General features: G+C 64.4%; 11 protein-coding genes. 8 read left to right on the forward strand and 3 right to left on the reverse strand.

Features of this window, described 5'->3' with window-relative positions:
- Nucleotides 1–6 precede the first annotated feature (6 nt).
- A complete protein-coding gene (locus FJ417_RS00585; RefSeq protein WP_140706188.1) occupies nucleotides 7–432 on the reverse strand; it encodes a DUF6484 domain-containing protein in 426 nt (141 codons plus the stop codon).
- 8 nt (nucleotides 433–440) lie between these two features.
- The gene (gene tssI / locus FJ417_RS00590; RefSeq protein ID WP_140782109.1) at nucleotides 441–2,765 is read right to left on the reverse strand and encodes a type VI secretion system tip protein TssI/VgrG; all 2,325 of its coding nucleotides are present in this window, start codon (nucleotides 2,763–2,765) and stop codon (nucleotides 441–443) included.
- Between the two features lie 306 nt (nucleotides 2,766–3,071).
- Here tssI and tagH point away from each other — a divergent pair, with 306 nt between their 5' ends.
- From tagH to FJ417_RS00630, 8 genes are all read left to right on the forward strand, one after another.
- Entirely contained in the window at nucleotides 3,072–4,151 is a 1,080-nt protein-coding gene (tagH, locus tag FJ417_RS00595; protein ID WP_140782110.1) for a type VI secretion system-associated FHA domain protein TagH, read from the forward strand.
- 296 nt (nucleotides 4,152–4,447) lie between these two features.
- Nucleotides 4,448–5,980, forward strand: coding sequence for a type VI secretion system protein TssL, long form (gene tssL, locus FJ417_RS00600; RefSeq protein WP_140782111.1), 1,533 nt, complete (start codon nucleotides 4,448–4,450; stop codon nucleotides 5,978–5,980).
- The gene (gene tssM / locus FJ417_RS00605) at nucleotides 5,980–9,507 is read left to right on the forward strand and encodes a type VI secretion system membrane subunit TssM (RefSeq protein ID WP_181183123.1); all 3,528 of its coding nucleotides are present in this window, start codon (nucleotides 5,980–5,982) and stop codon (nucleotides 9,505–9,507) included. Before tssL ends, tssM begins: the two co-directional genes overlap by 1 nt.
- 117 nt (nucleotides 9,508–9,624) lie before the next feature.
- Entirely contained in the window at nucleotides 9,625–10,404 is a 780-nt protein-coding gene (locus FJ417_RS00610) for a PP2C family serine/threonine-protein phosphatase (protein WP_140654721.1), read from the forward strand.
- On the forward strand, nucleotides 10,401–12,878 hold the full coding sequence (locus FJ417_RS00615) for a serine/threonine-protein kinase (RefSeq protein ID WP_140782113.1): 2,478 nt from the start codon (nucleotides 10,401–10,403) through the stop codon (nucleotides 12,876–12,878). Before FJ417_RS00610 ends, FJ417_RS00615 begins: the two co-directional genes overlap by 4 nt.
- 11 nt (nucleotides 12,879–12,889) lie before the next feature.
- Nucleotides 12,890–13,381 (forward strand): DUF1036 domain-containing protein, encoded by a 492-nt coding sequence (locus FJ417_RS00620; protein WP_140782114.1) that lies wholly within the window; start codon nucleotides 12,890–12,892, stop codon nucleotides 13,379–13,381.
- Nucleotides 13,378–15,819, forward strand: a complete 2,442-nt coding sequence (locus tag FJ417_RS00625; protein WP_140782115.1) for a M23 family metallopeptidase — start codon at nucleotides 13,378–13,380, stop codon at nucleotides 15,817–15,819. The genes FJ417_RS00620 and FJ417_RS00625 overlap by 4 nt, the downstream gene beginning before the upstream one ends.
- A 225-nt stretch (nucleotides 15,820–16,044) precedes the next feature.
- Nucleotides 16,045–16,260 (forward strand): hypothetical protein, encoded by a 216-nt coding sequence (locus FJ417_RS00630; protein WP_140643195.1) that lies wholly within the window; start codon nucleotides 16,045–16,047, stop codon nucleotides 16,258–16,260.
- Between the two features lie 348 nt (nucleotides 16,261–16,608).
- On the opposite strand, the gene FJ417_RS00635 is transcribed toward FJ417_RS00630, so the two are convergent.
- Complete coding sequence (locus FJ417_RS00635; protein ID WP_181183124.1) at nucleotides 16,609–17,142, reverse strand: OmpA family protein; 534 nt, start codon at nucleotides 17,140–17,142, stop codon at nucleotides 16,609–16,611.
- Nucleotides 17,143–17,247 lie beyond the last annotated feature (105 nt).

A 17,247-nucleotide genomic window follows, 5' to 3' on the forward strand; every position in this document is an offset into this window, starting at 1 on the left:
TGACCTTCAATTCAGGCTGATCGACCCGCCGCGCATGCGGTTGGTCGCGCTCGCATGGCTGGCGACATAGGTGCCGCGGATAGTGATGCGGCCGTCCGCCTCCATCAGAATCGTGGCCTTGCCACAGCGCAGTTCAAGCCGCTCCTCGGCATGGATCCGCACGCGCTCGCCATCGCGAAAGACCTGAGCTCCTGTTGGCTTTTTGGCAGGCTCCACGATACGGCCGACGATCAGCGGCTTTTGCGGATTGCCGTCTTCGAACAGCAGCGCGACCTCCTGTCCGATCATGTCGGAACTCAAGGAGGCCAAGCTGCGTGCCGGCAACGCGGTTTCCCAGGGATTGCCGGGAAAAACGACCAGCGGCTTGTCGCCGTCAAAGCCAAGAAACTGGCCAATGACGACACCTTCGATGCGATTACGAAGCTTTGCCATGCGCCCTCCTAATTCTCCGCAATCTTCGAGCCCTTCATGGTGATGTCGCCCGATGCTTTAATAACGATCTTACCCGATCCCTTGACCGAGATATCCTTGCCCTCGATCGCGATCGAGCCGTCTTTCTTCATCATGATCTTGGCCGACCCGGTCTGGATAAGGATCTCGTCGCCGGCATTGATCACCAGCTTCTTGCCGACATTGATCGCGCTGTTTTGGCTAATGCCGATCGAACTGTCCTTTGCGACAGTCAGCGAATGGGCGCCACCGACATTCGTCGAGTCGTCGGCGCCGATGCTGGCGCTGCGCGCAGCACCGACATTGAACGACTGGGCGGTGCCTATGGTCACGTTCTGGTCGGCGCCGATGTTAACGGCCTGACCGGCTCCGACGTTCCAGCTGTCGCCGGCCCCGATGTCATGGCTCTGGCTGATACCGACGCTGACGGCGCGGGTCGCCCCAATCGTATTCGTCTGCGAGGCACCCACGGTCCTCGCTTCGGCGGCGCCCACCGTGTCGACGCGCGCGATACCCACCGTGACCGTCTGGTTCAGCCCCACCGTCTGCGAATGGTTGGCGTCGATGTTCTCCGTCGAGTTGGCGACGACGTGTATGGTCTCGTTTGCCATCACCGTCAGCGAACGATTCTTGCCCACCGTCTCGGTGTCGTTCGACCCGATATTCGTCGTCTGGTCGACGCCGATCTTGACGGTCTTGTTGTTGCCGACGTCCTCGTCGAGGTTGTGGCCGACGGAGTGCTTGGCGTCGTGGTCGATGCGATCGGACTGGTCGTGCTGGACCGTCTTGTTGCGGTCGTGCTTGATCAGCAGATGGTGGTCCTTCTGGGCCTGGAAGTTGACCAGCTCGGAGCCCGCCTTGTCCTCGAACATCAGCTCGTTGTAACCGCCGCCGCCTTTCGAGGAATTCGACTTCCAGCCCGATTGCGTGGCGTTGCCTGGCAGGCCATAGGGTGGCATCTGCGACGCGTTGTAGACGCGGCCGGTGATAATCGGCAGGTCCGGATCGCCTTCGATGAAATCGACGATGACCTCCTGGCCGATGCGCGGGATCTGGATGAAGCCCCAACCGCTGCCTGCCCAGGTTTGCGAGACGCGCACGAAGCATGAGGAGTTCTGGTCCTTCTTGCCGAGCCGGTCCCAGTGGAACTGCACTTTCACGCGCGCATATTTGTCGGTGAAGATTTCCTCGCCCGAAGGTCCGACGACGGTCGCCGTTTGCGGTCCGCGCATGATCGGGCGCGGCGTGATGCGCGGTGGGCGATAGGGCAATTTGGTGGGCGCCACACCGAGCACCACCTTGAAATTCTCGCTGTGGGCCTCGTTCTGGGTCCGGTAGCCCGGATCGAACAACCGGTATTCGGCGCTGACCACCAGATAGTCCTGGTTCTGGTCGTCGCGCGGAAAGCTCTCCAGCGTGAACTTGCACCCGGAAAAAAGGCCGCGCACCGTGCCAACCGCCGTGCTGTGCTGGTGCACCGCCTGGAGTTCCTCGCGGCGGATCCCGGCAATCTTGTCGCCGCGCCCGACATCGAGATGCGCGCCGGGCTGGCGGTAGTTCTCGCCCGAGGCTTCCTTATGAGCGAAGGGCTGGGCGGATTTCGCCATCAGATCGGCGCCGGGCTTCTCGAAATCATAATCCGTATGGACATAGGCGCCCGGCCGCACCGCGCTGCCAGGTATCCATTCGGTGATGTATTCGACATCGCGTCGTGAGGCTTGGCCCTCGAAGTTGTAAAGCACCTTCTCGTAACCGGGCGCCGGCTTAAGTTTGCTCATCGCATCGCAGAGAATGAGCGTGTGCTTGCCCTCGTCATGCTCGAAGAAATAGAAGATGCCTTCGTGCTCGAGCAGCCGCTGCACGAAATCGAGGTCGCTCTCGTCGTACTGGACGCAATATTCGCGCTGGGGATAGGACCCCTGCAGCCGCTTCTCGAATTTGGCGATGCCGTATTTCGAGAATATCTTCTCGACGATCTCCACCGCCGTCATGTTCTGGAAGATACGGCAATCGGTGGTGTTGCCGAGGAACCAGAGCCATGGCCTGACGGTCGCCTCGTAGAAGGCCAGCCGGTCCTCGATGCGGGTCAGCTTGAAATCCGACACGAGGCCGCTGAACCAGCGCTTCGGATCGGATTCGCCTTCGACCGAAACGACGACGCCCAGCATCTTCAACGGGTCGACGTCGCGATTCTTTGAGACGAAGCCGACCGTATAGGCAAAACAACGGCTGATCTCATCGCGGCCGATGAGATGGGTGAAGGTCAGGTCGGCGCCAGCCGGCGTCTGCACAACCGTGGCGCGTTCGTTCGGCATGGTCGTGCCCCTCCTGGACGCGGTCGCCAGTATGATGGATTGAAGCCCCCGCTATGTTAACCGCATCACGTTCGGGAACTTTTCACGCCCACCGCACCGGACCGCTTTCAGCCTAGCATATGTTTGGCGGCGGCCAAATAACAGCTGTGGCTAAACTGCCCATGCGCCGGTGTGAAACGCTCCTCTCCCGCCGCGCTCGCAAGCTGCTAGAATGCCAAGGCAATTCCAGGAAAGGTGCGTTGGCGTTTCCGCCTGGAATTGCGCGGAAAATAAGCATTTGTTGACCAAGTTGGGCGACGCTTCCGGATGTTCATCTCTCTCCAGATCAGCAATGTCGACAGGCTGCCGGCCGGCACCGCCGCCAGCTACGCCGCCCGCGACCGCAGTTTCGAGATCGGTCGCGAGAATTGCGACTGGACGCTGTCCGATCCGGACAAGTTCATCTCGGGCCGGCATTGCGAGGTCCGCTATCAGGCGGGCTCGTTCTGGCTCTACGATGTCTCGCGCAACGGCACTTTCATCAACGGTTCCAGCCAGCGCATGAGCGGGCCGCACCGGCTGGCCCAGGGCGACCGGCTGCTGATCGGCCGTTATGTCGTCGGCGTTTCGATCGAAGACGAACGAGCCGCGACCGGACATCCTCAGGCCAGTACAGGATCGACGCAACGTGAGCTGTCGTCCTCGACCGGCCGTCCCCTGGATCCCGGCCATGAGCCGTTCTTCAATCCGGCGGAGCAGCGACCAACCGGGGCAGCGCCCGTCTCGACATCCTCGGCGCTGCAGCCCGGCCCGGCGGTTCCAGCCAACCGGCCCGCGGAGGCGGACGCGATATTGCGGGAGATCGCCAAGGCGGCGGGCATCGCGCCGGAGTTGCTGCAGTCGCGTGATCCGCACGATGTCGCGGCCGAGATCGGCTCCGTGCTGAGGACAACTGTCGAGCAACTGTCCCTGCTGCTCAAGGCGCGCGCGGCGGCAAAGGTGCTCGCCAAGAGTTCGAACCGGACGATGATCGGCGCCGAGGACAACAATCCGTTGAAATTCGTGCCGGGCATCGACGACATATTGGAGATCATGTTCGCCAAGCGCAGGGCCGGCTATCTCGACGCCAGGCATAGTGTCGAAGACGCGTTTCGCGACCTGAAGGCGCATGAGATCGCGACCTACGCCGCCATGCAGGCCGCGCTGTCGCGGTTGCTCGACGACCTGTCGCCGGAGGCGATCGCCAGGAAAATTCCGCCGGCGTCCTTCTCGTCCAGGAAAAGCCAGGCCTGGGATGCGCTTGTCGCGACATGGCGGACGATGGAAGACAAGCACGAGAACGGCATGCTGGATGTCTTCCTCGCCTATTTCGCCGAAGCCTACGCCAAGGCCGACAAGCAGAAATAGACTGGATCGGCACGGACCGCGCCGGCTGTATGTGACGGTTCTCATAGAAGAAGCCGCCTCTTCGATCATCTTGCTTTCCGATTTCAATCGGCGGCCCCGTTTCAATTGAATGCCCGGGCGATTAGAATGGGCAGGGATGCTTGCCTGGCGGGCAACGCGGCGTGGCTTGGGGCGTGTGCAGCAATGTCATGTTTCGGCGAGATGTGCCTTTCCATGCGGCCCGCCGAGGCTCAGCCTGAAGCGCGCTTTGCCGGGCAAAGACATGCTCGTTGCAATTCGACGGCGGGTCGTCGCCGATGAGCTCGAAGGACGATCCCTCCAGGCCGCTGGACAAAACCGTCATCCGCGCGCCGCGGCCGAAGCAACGACCGCTCGCGGCTGCCGGGAGTTCCGGTCCGGAAGGCGTTCGGCCCGCTCCATCGCCTTCCCGCGAATCGACGGTGTTCGATCCCGGCGGCGGCCGGCAGATGCCCACCGGCTGGTCGTCTGGAACGGTGCTCTTTCAGGGACCTACCCCGGGAGCAGAGGCCAATGCGGCGCCGGGGGTGCAGCAGGATGCCCTGCTCGACGCCGCCGGCGGCGTGAGATACGCCGCGGCTAATCCGATCCTTGCCGCCGCGGCGCCGCTGCTGATGCTTCTCGGCCAATTGCGGCTGATGCCGGTCGAACGGCAAGCGGCGCCCTTGGCGGGGCATATAGCCGAAGCGATCGACACCTTCGAGCTTGCAATCGCGAAAGCCGGCGTAGCCGAGGAAGACGCGCGAATCGCGAAATTCGCCCTTTGCGGAACCGCCGACGACCTTGTCGGCAATCTGCCATGGCCGAGCAAGAACAGCTGGCTTCAGCACAGCCTTGTGGCGCAGTTCTTCCAGACCCAGCCGACGGGCGCCGGCTTCTACGAAGCGCTGAACAACGTCCTCGCCAGGCCGGAAGCGCATTACAACCTGCTCGAACTGATGCATGCATGCCTTTCGCTGGGTTTCGAGGGCCAGTATCGGGGGCTTGCGGGCGAGCGAAACACGCTCGAACGTGTCCGGCGCGACGTCTACGACACGCTGCGTTACTTCAAGCCGCGCGCCGCCGACGACGTCTCGCCCCGCTGGCAGGGCATGGCTGCGGCATTGCCGAAGCCAAGGGCGCGGCTGCCGCTCTGGGCGGTCGCGGCCGCCGCGGCGACGCTGGTGACGGCGGCCTTCTTCGGACTGCGGGTGCTGATCACCGATGAAGGCGATGCGACCGCCGGCGAGTTGCTGGCGCTCAACCCCTCGACGCCCGTCACCATAGAGCGCGCCAGCGTGGCGGCGCCCACTGAGCCGGCGCAAGCCAGCCCGCCGCCGCCCGTGGTTCCGGATGCCACCCAGATCGACCGCATCCGCGCCGCACTTGCCAAGGAGATCGCCGGCGGCGGACTGAGCGTCGGCGAGAAGGGCGAGTTCATCGTCGTCGAGATCAACAACCAGCTTCTGTTTGCTCCCGGCCAGGCGGAGCTGAAGCCGCAATTCCAGCCGATCGCGGCCGACATCGCCACGGCGCTCGACGCCGAACCCGGGCCGATCAAGATCGTCAGCCACACCGACAATGTGAAACCAAAGAAGTCGAGCACGTTCAAATCGAATTTCGATCTTTCCGTCGCCCGGGCGAAGGCCGTCAAGGCGCTGGTGGCCACGCAATTGAAGGACCCGTCGCGGCTCAGTGCCGACGGCAAGGGCGAGGACGAGCCGATCGCCGACAATGGCACGGCGGACGGCCGCGCCAAGAACCGCCGCGTCGCCATGATGATCCCGAAACAGGAGACCTTGCAGAACGACTCCGCGGAGAACGGCAACTGATGCGCTGGACGCCGCGGATCTTCAGCCTGCTTGCGCTTGCCGGTTTCTCGGCGGCGGTCTGGTATGCCGGGCCGCTGATCCGCTTCGCCGACACACGCCCGTTTGCGCCTGCGTGGCTCAGGGCCACGATCATCGGCGTCACCATCGTGGCGCTCGCGCTGTTCCACGGGGTCCGCTTCTGGCAGCGGCGCAAGGCGCAAAAGGCGCTCGAAAAGGCGATCGTGCGCAGCGACGAGCGCAACGACGATTCACAGGTGCTCGAAGCGCGCATGAGCGAAGCGATCGCGACGCTGAAGCGGACGAGCGGCAAGCGCAATTTCCTCTATGACATTCCCTGGTACATCGTCATCGGCCCGCCCGGCGCCGGCAAGACGACGGCGCTGGTCAATTCCGGACTGAAGTTTCCGCTTGCCGGCTCCGGCAGCGCGCAGCCGGTGGCCGGCGTCGGCGGCACGCGGTCCTGCGACTGGTGGTTCACCGACGAGGCGGTGCTGATCGACACGGCCGGCCGCTATACGACGCAGGAGACGGACCGCGAGCACGACAAGGCAAGCTGGCTCGCCTTCCTGGGATTGCTCAAGAAACACCGCACCAGGCAACCGATCAACGGCGTGATCCTTGCCATCAGCCTTGCCGACCTGATCGGCTTCGACGACCGGCAGCTCGACGCGCATGTCACCGAGATCCGAACCCGCCTGCGCGAACTGCACGAGACGCTGAAGATCCAATTCCCGGTCTATCTGCTCTTTACCAAGGCCGATCTCATCCGCGGCTTCATGGATTATTTCGGCGATTTCGACGAGGCGCGCAGGCGCAAGGTCTGGGGCGCGACATTCCAGACGGCCGACCGCACCAGGAACATGGCCGGCGAGGCGCCCGCAACCTTCGACGAACTGGCGAAGCGGCTCGCCGAAGAGATCGCCGACCGCCTGCAGGAAGAGGCCGACCCGGTGGCGCGGATCACGCTATTCGGCTTCCCGGCGCAGTTCGGCGCGCTGAAGAACCGGATAACACAGTTCGTCGGCAGCCTGTTCGACACCTCGCGGTCACAGGTCAATGTCAGCCTGCGCGGGCTCTATTTCTCCTCGGGCACCCAGGAAGGGACGCCTTTCGACCAGGTGCTGGGCGCGATCGGCCGCAGTTTCGGCAGTGCTTCGCAAGCGCATCTCTCCGGCGCCGGCAAGAGCTTCTTCCTGCATGATCTGCTGGTCAAAGTGATCTTCCCGGAATCGGGCTGGGTCTCGTTCGACAGGGCCTCCGAGCGGCGCGCCAAGCTCGCGAGGTTCGGCGGCCTCGCCGCGATCGCGCTGGCGGCTTTGGCGGCGCTCGGCGTGCTGGGCCTCAGCTTCTTCGCCAACAAGCAGCTGATCGCCTCCACAAGGCAGGCCATGGCGCATTATCGCGACAGCGCCGATACGCTGCTGAAGAGCACGACGGTGACCGACGTCGACCTCGAAAACGTCATCGGTCCGCTCGACCAGTTGCGCAACCTGCCGGCCGGCTTCGAAAACGGCGACCAGGCAAAGCCGATCGAGGAGACGTTCGGGCTCAGCCAACGCGAGAGGCTGTTGTCGGCCTCCAAGACCGCCTACCGGCAAGCGCTGGAGCGAACCTTCCGCTCGCGGCTGCTGGTGCAGGCGGAGCGGACGATCCAGGCCAGGATGGCCGACCCCGTCGCGCTCTACGAGCCTTTAAAGATCTACCTGATGCTGGGCGGCAAGGCGCCGAAGGTCGACGACGAACTGGTTGTCTCCTGGATGAAGCAGGATTGGGAGGAGAACCGCTACCCTGGCGAGAACAACCGCGAGGGCCGCGCGCAGCTCGAAAAGCACCTGCGCGCCATGCTTGCGCTCGACGACGCCTATGATCCGGTCTTCGAGCTCAACCAGCCGCTGGTGGAGGCCGCGCAGCGCTCGCTCGGACGCATGAGCCTCACCGACCGCGCCTGGGCGCAGATCAAGTCGGCGGTCTACGCCGCAAGGCTCAAGGACTTCTCCATCGCCGCGAGAGCCGGTCCGGAAGCGCAGTTGCTGTTCGAGCGCACGGACGGCAGCGAGCTTGCCGATCTTCAGGTCACCGGCCTCTATACGCGCGGCGGGTTCAATAGCTTCTTCCTGCCGCAGCTGTCGCGCATCGCGCAGATGCTCGTGGACGATCAATGGGTGCTTGGCGGCGGCGGCGAACAGGGCGGCATCGACCAGGACCTGCCCAAGCTCGGCCCCGAGCTCATCGACCGCTACGGCAAGGAATTCGCCGCCGCCTGGAACGGCGTGCTCGACCAGCTGAAGCTCAAGGCAATGCTGAAGGACAAGCCGCAATATCTGGCGCTCTCGGCCGTCGCCGCGCCGGACTCGCCTCTCGACCAGCTCTTCACCGCGATCGCCGATGAAACCGCATTGACGAAGGACAGCGCCGCCGAGGGCGATACCGGCACGGCGCAGCAGGACCCCGCCAGCATGGCCAAGGGCCTCGCCCGCATCGGCCTCCAGATCGCCGGCGGCAAGTCGCAAAGCCGCGCCGGCGCAAGCTCGGCCGTCGCGCAGAATGCCGGCGCGAGCGTCGAGGCGCAGTTCCGCTCGTTCCAGGCGCTGGTCGGCGGAGCCGCCGGACGCCGCCCGCTCGATGCGCTGACGCAGAACTTCCACGACATCTTCCAGAGCCTGAAGCTCGCGGCCGATGTCCCCACACAGACCGAGCGCGTCAACGCCAACCTGCAGCTGCAGATCTCGACATTGCGCGCCAATGTCTCGCGCCTGCCGAAGCCGCTGGCGCGCATGGTCAACGCAGCGGCGGACGAGTTCGAAGGCAATGTCGCCGAGACCTCCGTCGCCAACCTCAACCAGAACCTCGACCAGACGGTGACGCGCGCCTGCGAGGAGGCGGTCAATGGCCGCTATCCTTTCACCCGCGACGGCACAGACGAGATCTCGATGGCGGATTTCACCAAGCTGTTCGCGCCAGGCGGGCTGATGGACCGTTTCTTCGCGCAGAATCTTGCGCCGCTGATCGACATGACCGGCCAGGAATGGACCTGGAAACAGGACGCCCGCTCCAGCCGCGATCTTGCGAAGTCGACCTTGAAGGCGTTCCAGTCGGCCGCGGAAATCCGTAACGCCTTCTTCCCTTCCGGCGGCTCGGTGTCTTCGGTCTCGATCACCATCACCCCAACCTCGGTGAACAGCGAAGTCGACAGCGCTGTGCTCAACGTCGACGGGCAGACGGTCCAGAGCGCCCAGGCCGGCAACGCGCCGAGCATCGTGACATGGCCGAGCGGCGCCGCTTCCGGATCGGCGAGCCTCAGCCTCGTGCCGGAAATGCCCGGCCGCGAGTCCGCGCTCAAATTCGAAGGGCCGTGGGCGTTGAAGCGGCTTTTCGACAAGGCGACCATCACCGGCGACGGCGCCAACACGGAAGCCCGCTTCGTGATCGGCGGACGCGATGTCGCCTACACGATCCAGGCCGGCTCGGGCGCCAATCCCCTGCTGCTGCCGGCCTTGTCCGGCTTCAGCTGTCCGAAGGCGTTCTGACATGGCTGGAGCGAGCCTTCATTTCGGTACTCTAATGTATACGCTTGTGGCAGAGTGGCCTGGGCACGCGGCCCGTGGCTGGTCACAGAGGACGCCTGCTGAGCGCTTGGTGGCAAATTGAGCACTGTCGCCCTCCCCATCGAAAGCTTCGGCGTGAGCCACAAGGGCTGCGTGCGCGATCACAACGAGGACAATTACCTCATCGAACCGCAGACCGGGCTCTGGGTGGTGGCGGACGGCATGGGCGGGCATGAGGCCGGCGAAGTCGCCTCGGCCAGCATCGTCGACCATCTGGCAACGATCGGCATTGCGAGCTCCGCGCCGGACCTTCGCGCACGCTTCGAGGACCGGCTCAGCCGCGCCAATGCCGAGATCCGCGACATATCGCGCTCGCGCGGCATCACCATCGGCTCCACTTTCGCGGCCCTGCTTGCCATGGATGGACGTTTCGCCTGCCTGTGGGCCGGCGACAGCCGCATCTATCTCGTGCGCAACGGCTCGATCTTCCAGGTTTCGAAGGATCACACCGAGGTGCAGGAATTGCTCGACCGCGGCATGATCAGCGCGGAGGAAGCGCGCACCTGGCCGCGCCGCAACGTGATCACGCATGCGGTCGGCGTCAGCGACGAGCTCGAGATCGATTTCCAGCAGGGCGAGCTGATGGCGGGCGATGTTTTCGTCCTGGGCACCGACGGACTGACCGCGCATGTCAGCGACGCCGAAATCGAGGCCGCGGTCAAATCCGCCACGCCGCGGGCGGCCTGCCAGATCCTGCTGGACATGGTGCTGACGCGCGGCGGAACCGACAATGTGACCATCGTACTCGTGAAGATCGGCGGCGGGCGCAACGGCGCGCTCCATCCGGATCGGTCCGCAGTGGAGGGCCAGGCCAGATGAGCGACGACGACAAGACGCGGATTTCGACGAACGTCATCTATACCGGGGTGGGCACGCAGCTCAGCGGCATTTACGAGCTCGACGAGAGGATCGCCTCCGGCGGCATGGGCGAAGTCTATCGCGGCCACAACATCCAGACCGGCGACCACGTGGCGATCAAGATCGTGCTGCCAGAATTCGCGCGCGACCAGACGATCCTGTCGCTGTTCCGCAAGGAGGCGTCGATCCTCAACCATCTGTCGCATGACGCAGTGGTGCGCTACCACGTCTTCACCATCGATACGGGGATCGGCCGTCCCTATCTCGCGATGGAGTTCGTCGACGGCGAGTCACTGTTCGACGTCATGCGGCGCGGACCGATGCAGGGGAACGATGTGCGCCGGCTTTGCCATCGCCTCGCCTCCGGCTTGAGCGCCGTGCATCAAGCGGGCGCCGTGCACCGCGACCTCTCGCCGGACAACATCATCCTGCCCGGCGGCCGGGTGGAGCGCGCCAAGATCATCGATTTCGGCATCGCGCGCTCGGCGACGGTCGGCGGCGAAACGCTGATCGGCGGAAAATTCGCCGGCAAATACAACTATGTTTCGCCCGAGCAGCTCGGTCTCTATGGCGGCGATGTCAGCGAGCAATCCGATATCTACAGCCTTGGGCTGGTGCTGGCCGCGACACTGCGCGGAAAGCCGCTCGACATGAGCGGGTCGCAATACGAGGTCATCGAGAAGCGCCGGACCGTGCCGGACCTGTCGGATATCGATCCCGATTTCCACGACCTGATCTCGGCCATGCTGCAGCCGGATCCGCGCGACCGGCCGGCCAGCATGAGCGAGATCGCCCGGGCGACGCGCGGCGAGGATCTCGAGGCGACATTGCCGCCGCCGGTGTCGTTTGGAGCACGCGAACGCTCCGGTTTGCCGCGCGCCGGGTGGACGGCGCCGCCGGACTCCCAGCCCCAGCCGCCGATGCCTCCCGGCGAGCCGCGCTTCGTCGAGCATGTGCGCCCTGCATACCTGTCGGAGCAACGGCCCGCACCGGCTGCCGCTCCGGCGAGCGCACCTGCGACCGCACCGGCTGCGCCGCGAAAGGCTTCACGGATACCCGTCATCGCCGGCGGCGTTGCGGCGCTGGCTGTGCTGGCCGGGGGCGGCCTTTATTTCAGCGGCGTCCTCGCGCCCCCGCCGGTGACGGAAAAATCCACACCGCTGACACCGAAGCCGGTCGCCGAAGCCGCCAAACCAGTGGCCGAAGCGCAGCAGCCGGAAGCGCCGAAACCCCAACCGCAGACGCCGTCCGCGCCTCAGCTGGAATCGCCGAAAACTGACGGGGGCGCCACCGTCGAGAAGCCGACGCCACCTGCCGCTCAGCCGAAGAGCGAGGCAAAAAGCCAGACGCCTCAGGTCGGGACCAAACCCGTGCAACCCCTGGCGCAGCAGTCGCCGGCTCCCGCACCAACGGCCGCCGAAAGCCAGAAGCCGGCGCAGCCGACGAGCGAACCGGTGGTCAAGACGCCGGAACCGAGCCAGGCGGCTGAGAACAAGCCGGCGCAGGAGGCGAATCCGCCGGCAGCCAAGCCCAGCGTAAAAGACCTCGTTGACATGCTTTCCAAGCTGCCCAAGCCGAACGCTTCCCCGCCCCCCGCTCCGGAGAGTCCGGCGCCGGCGCAGCCGACCACCCCGCCGGCCGAGCCTAAGGCGCAGACCCCGACAGCCAACCCGCCGGAAACGCCGACAGCGCCAGCACAGCCGGCGCAGCAACCGCAGCCGCTGGCGACCAAGCAGCCGGACACTGACGTCGCCATCAATGTGCCAAAGCCGGCGCTTCCGTCACTGGAAGAGGACACGGCCAAGTGGAACGACCAGCGCTCCTGGGTTCGCGATTTCAGCGGCGGCAGCTGTTTTTACGCGAACGTGACATCGGGACCGGGCGCTTCCCCCGCGATCGAGGGATACGGGACGGCGGTCCAACCCTTCGAACAATTGCTCAGCGATTTCCAGACCAGGTTCCATATCGAGCCGCACATCAGCGTGCGCCTCATCACGCTCTCCCAGTGCGGAGTGCCCACCTTCCTTCGCTTCCTCGACCGAAGCTCGGCCGCGAGGCCGCAGCTTGTGCTGGACCGGACATCGGTCCCGGACGGCTCGCCGGTCAGCGGCGCGCTCTATACGGGCGGCGGGCTCGTCTCGAACATCATGCTGATCGACCACAAGGGCGTGGCGTTCAATCTCGACGACCGCATGGTGCCGCAAACCGACAAGGTGACCTTCAACATCCCGATCGGCCTCGCCGCCGCGGACAAGGCAGCCGGCAAGGCGGTGCCGCAGATCATGCTGGCGATCACCGGACCCAAGGACATCCAGGCCGCCATGTTCTCCAGGCCGACGCCGGCCTCGGAGCTTTTGCCCAGGATCCTCGAGGAGATCGAGGCCGACGGATCGCAGTTCTCCGCCACGGCCACCTATTTCCGGCTTGGCGGATAGCATGAACGCCGATGAACCTTCGCACCTTGCGTTCTTTGCACCAGCCCCCGCCACGCAAGCAGCGTAGCCGGCTCCGATTGCCGTTCCCGGGCCGCATGACGCTTGCCGCGCTTGGCGCGGCGCTGTTCTCGACCCTTTCGCCCGGCAAGGCGCATGCCGAATTCACCGTCTGCAACCAGACGCTCGACGTCGTCAATCTCGCCGTCGGACAGAAGGTCGACAATGCCGACCAGACGGACGGCTGGTGGACGATCGGCGCCAACCAGTGCGTCAACGTCATCCGCGAGGAACTGACCAACCGCTATATCTATCTCTACGCGACAGACGTCTTCGGCCACGCGATCCTCAACGGCTCGACCGAGATGTGCATCGACCGGCGGCGTTTCTCGATCCGCGGCATCGACGAATGCTGGCAGCGCGGCCATATCGCGGCACGCTTCGTCGAGGTCGACACGCTCGAGCAGGTGCGCTGGACCTATTTCCTGACCGGAAACAGCCCGTGACGCACTCGATCGACACGAGCTTCAGACAGAAGAAGCAGGCGCGCCTGGCCGCGCAACGGCGCAAGCTTTGGCGGCGGGCCCTTGCCGGCCTTGCCACGCTCGCAGTCGTCGCCTTAGCCACCGGCTTCTATCTGACCAGGGACTACTGGTCGTTCGGCGACGAGGACGAAGAGTTGCATCCCGTCGAGGGCATGGAAGACGTGCCGCCCGATGCCTCGATCTATGTGCCGGCGATCATCGATCTCGCCGGCGATCCGATGTGGATCACGCTGGCGCCCGATGCCGACACTGCGACAAAGGGCAAGACGGTAGCGCGTCCAGCCGAGCTCGACAGTTCCGGGGCTTCGCCGCAGATCGAAATCCTGTCCGACGTGATGCTGAGCGCCAGCGAAAAGTTCATGACGACGATCCCGTCGACGCAGGAGGATTTCGCCTTCTTCCAGGCACAGCGGCAGGCCGCTCCGAAGCCTTCGGCAACGGAGCCGGAAGATGCGCAACCGGCCCCACCCGCTCCGGCCGCGGCGCCGGACGATCAACAGGGCGATCCGCGAGGCGACCTGCAGAATGATCTCCAGGCGGCGCCGGACGAAAGCGATGCCGGCTCGGCGCCCAAGGCAGACGCCGACGATCCAGAGGCAGGCTGGGGCGAGACCATCGACCAGGGGGAGGCAGCACTCCCGGCTTTCACGAAAACCGCGATCGAGAACAACACGACCGTTGCGACCGTCGCCAGCGAATACCAGCGCTTCGAGGCGACCGAGGACACTTTCGTGAAGATCCTCAACGACCGCAGCCTGGACAGCGTGGCGCTCGACGCGCATTTCTCCGCCGACGACGCGAAGCTCGCTGGCGAAGCGCTGAAGACGCTGTTCAACCGCGACGGGCTGGAGCCCGGCTTTGTCGTGGCCATGCGCGGGTTCCGGCCGAATCGCGAGACGACGACCATGTCGCTGATGCAGGTCTCCATCTACGCGAGGAACGTCTATGTCGGCACGCTGACGCGCAATGCAGCCGGCGCCTTCGTGTCGGGCGTCGACCCCTGGGTGCGCGAGGACCTCTTCAACTATTCCGGCGCTTCCGACCAGGGCGGGCCCAAGCGGCAGTACCGCCTGCTCGACGCGATCTACTCGACCGCGGCGCGCAACAAGGTGCCGACCAGCGTCATCGGCGAGGCGATCATGTATCTGTCGCGGGGACAGGACCTCGACGCCTTCGCCAGCGAGGACCAGCGCCTGGTGCTGATCTATTCGCAGATGCCGCGCGGCCAGGGCGAGATTTCGGGACGGGTGCTCTATGTCGGCGTCCAGGGCACGGACAAGAGCCTCGACTGTTTCGTCTTCCAGCAGAGCGACGGCCAGTATGCCTGTGTGACCGGCGACGACCAGGTCCGCTCGCTGACCGTCACCAACGGCATGGTCACGCCGGTCGCCGGGGTGATGACCTCGACCTTCGGCCCGCGCAAGCATCCGATCCTGGGCACGGTTCGAATCCACAAGGGCGTCGACTGGGCGGCGCCGGTCGGCACGCCGATCATGGCCGCCTTCGACGGCGAGATCTCGTTCCAGGGCGATGGCGGCAGCTATGGCAATCTGGTGAAGATCACGCATGCCAACGGCCGCGAGACGCGCTACGCGCATATGCAGAAATTCGCCAGCGCCAGCGCCGTCGGCACCAAGGTGAAGGCCGGCGACGTCATCGGCTATATCGGCACTACGGGGCTTTCGACCGGCCCGCATCTGCATTTCGAGCTCTACCAGAACGGCGAGGCGATCGACCCGCTGGGCACGGTCACCTCGGTCGCTACCGCCGTGTCCGTCAGTTCCGGCGGCTCCGGCGATGCCGCGGTCGAGACGCTGACCGACCGGATCGTGCATGTCGAAAGCGGCGGCAGCGCGCGAGCCAAGAATCCGCTTTCCTCGGCAACCGGCGCCGGCCAGTTCATCTCCAAGACCTGGATCCGGATGATGAACACCTATCGGCCCGACCTCGCCCGCTCGCTGTCGACCGCCGATCTGCTTGCGCTTCGCTACGACGCCACGCTGTCGCGTGAAATGGTGCGCAACCTGGCGCGCGAAGGGGAAGCCTATCTGCGCGCCCGCGGCCACCAGATCACCGCCGGACGCCTCTATCTTTGCCATTTCCTCGGCATGGAAGGGGCGCATCAGGTGCTGGCGGCGCCGGGTTCGTCGCAATTGACTGCGGTTCTCGGATCAGCCGTCATCCAGGCCAACCCGTTCCTCACCGGCAAGACCGCCAGTTATGTCGTGGACTGGGCCGAGCGGAAAATGGGGCAGAAAGCGCCACGCGTGGTCACCGACCAGGGCCAGCCGACGACAACCACGACCGAGGTCCGGCAGACATCGCCGGAGTTCGAGAAATACAAGCAGGCGATCGCCGCGTTGATAGGTTCGATCCAGAATACGCTCGAGCCCGGCTAGTTCTCGGTTTACCAAGCAACAGCGTTTCGACGCGCGGTGACTAGTTTGACGAACCTGCGCATGGACGGAAACCGCGCTGCCTGCCTGAATTGCGCCGCACCATCCACAAAATCTCCATTAGAATTCACTCATGTTATGGTGATCCGCAGAGCAACAATGTCATTAACGGTTCGGGTAAGTGGCGAGGCTCACATCTGAGGCTGGAACATTTCAGCGAATTCGACGTTGCCCGCCATGGTCAAAAAGCAATCCAACGACAACGGTTCATACTTCGAATTCGACGTCATGCGCGAAGCGTTCAAGCGCTGGGTCGACGAAGACAAGGTTCCTGAAGATCAATGGCGGCCGCGCGCAACGAAGCTGGTCCGTATCGTGACCGGAGACGATTATGTCGACCCCAACATAGTCGAATGGATCATGCGTAAAAAGCCCCAGCGCTGAAGGATCGGCGCTAATGCATGTCGCGCAAAAGTGAACTCGGTTTTGCGACAACGACATGCATCAAGTAACGACCTAAAGCGCGTCGCGTGAATCCGTTTCGACGCGACGCGCTTTAGGGCTTTTGGCATGTACGCTGTACCAGCATGACCGAATATCAGGTTGCGCTAATATCGTGAATGAGTGGTAAATCGCTGCACGGTCCAATGCCGCGGAGGCTTCGGCTGTGCAAGACCGCCCGGCTATTGCGGTGGGCGGTGCACTCAAGAACCGATCGAAGATGAGAGCTAGCCTGTCGGCAGCGCCCGCATCGGCAATTCGCTATGAGCTGACTGGCCTGGGCCGGCCGCCCTATTGCGTCCTGATCCGCATTTCCACCCGGCGGTTGACCGGATCGTAGGGATTGGCGACGCGCGGATGCGACTTGCCCAGGCCGATCGGCTCGAGCCGGGTAGATTGAACGCCGTTCGCCGCCAGGAAGGCCGCCACCGATTGCGCCCTTCGCTGCGACAGGTCCTGGTTGTAGCGATCCGTACCGGTCGCGTCGGTGTGACCTTCGACGACGAAGCTGAACGTGCTCAGCCGGTTGTCCTTCAGCGCCTTGGCGAACTCGTCCAGTTCCGTGCGCGCGGTCTGGTCGAGCTGGGCCGAATCCAGGGCAAAATTGATCATCATGTCGAGGCCGGCCTTTTGAGGCGCCTCGTTCTTCTCGGCCTTGCTCTTGCACTCTTCCTCGGTGCCGACGCAGATGCCGCGTGACGCGCCAAGATTACCCTGGCCGGCGAAGTATTTTACGATGTCTTCCGATTTCTGAAGCGGATCGGCGTAAACGTGCGTTGAAAAAAGCACGGTCGCCAATGCCAAGGCTGAGCTGCCCCACCGCATGACCGTCTCTCCTGTTTGAGCGGGTTTCGCTGACGCGAACTATATCAAATCTTGAAACGATTGTCTGTGACCAAGCGCACGTTGCCGACGGCCGCCACCTGCTAG

The sequence above is a fragment of the Mesorhizobium sp. B3-1-7 genome (assembly GCF_006439385.1).
GTDB lineage: Bacteria > Pseudomonadota > Alphaproteobacteria > Rhizobiales > Rhizobiaceae > Mesorhizobium.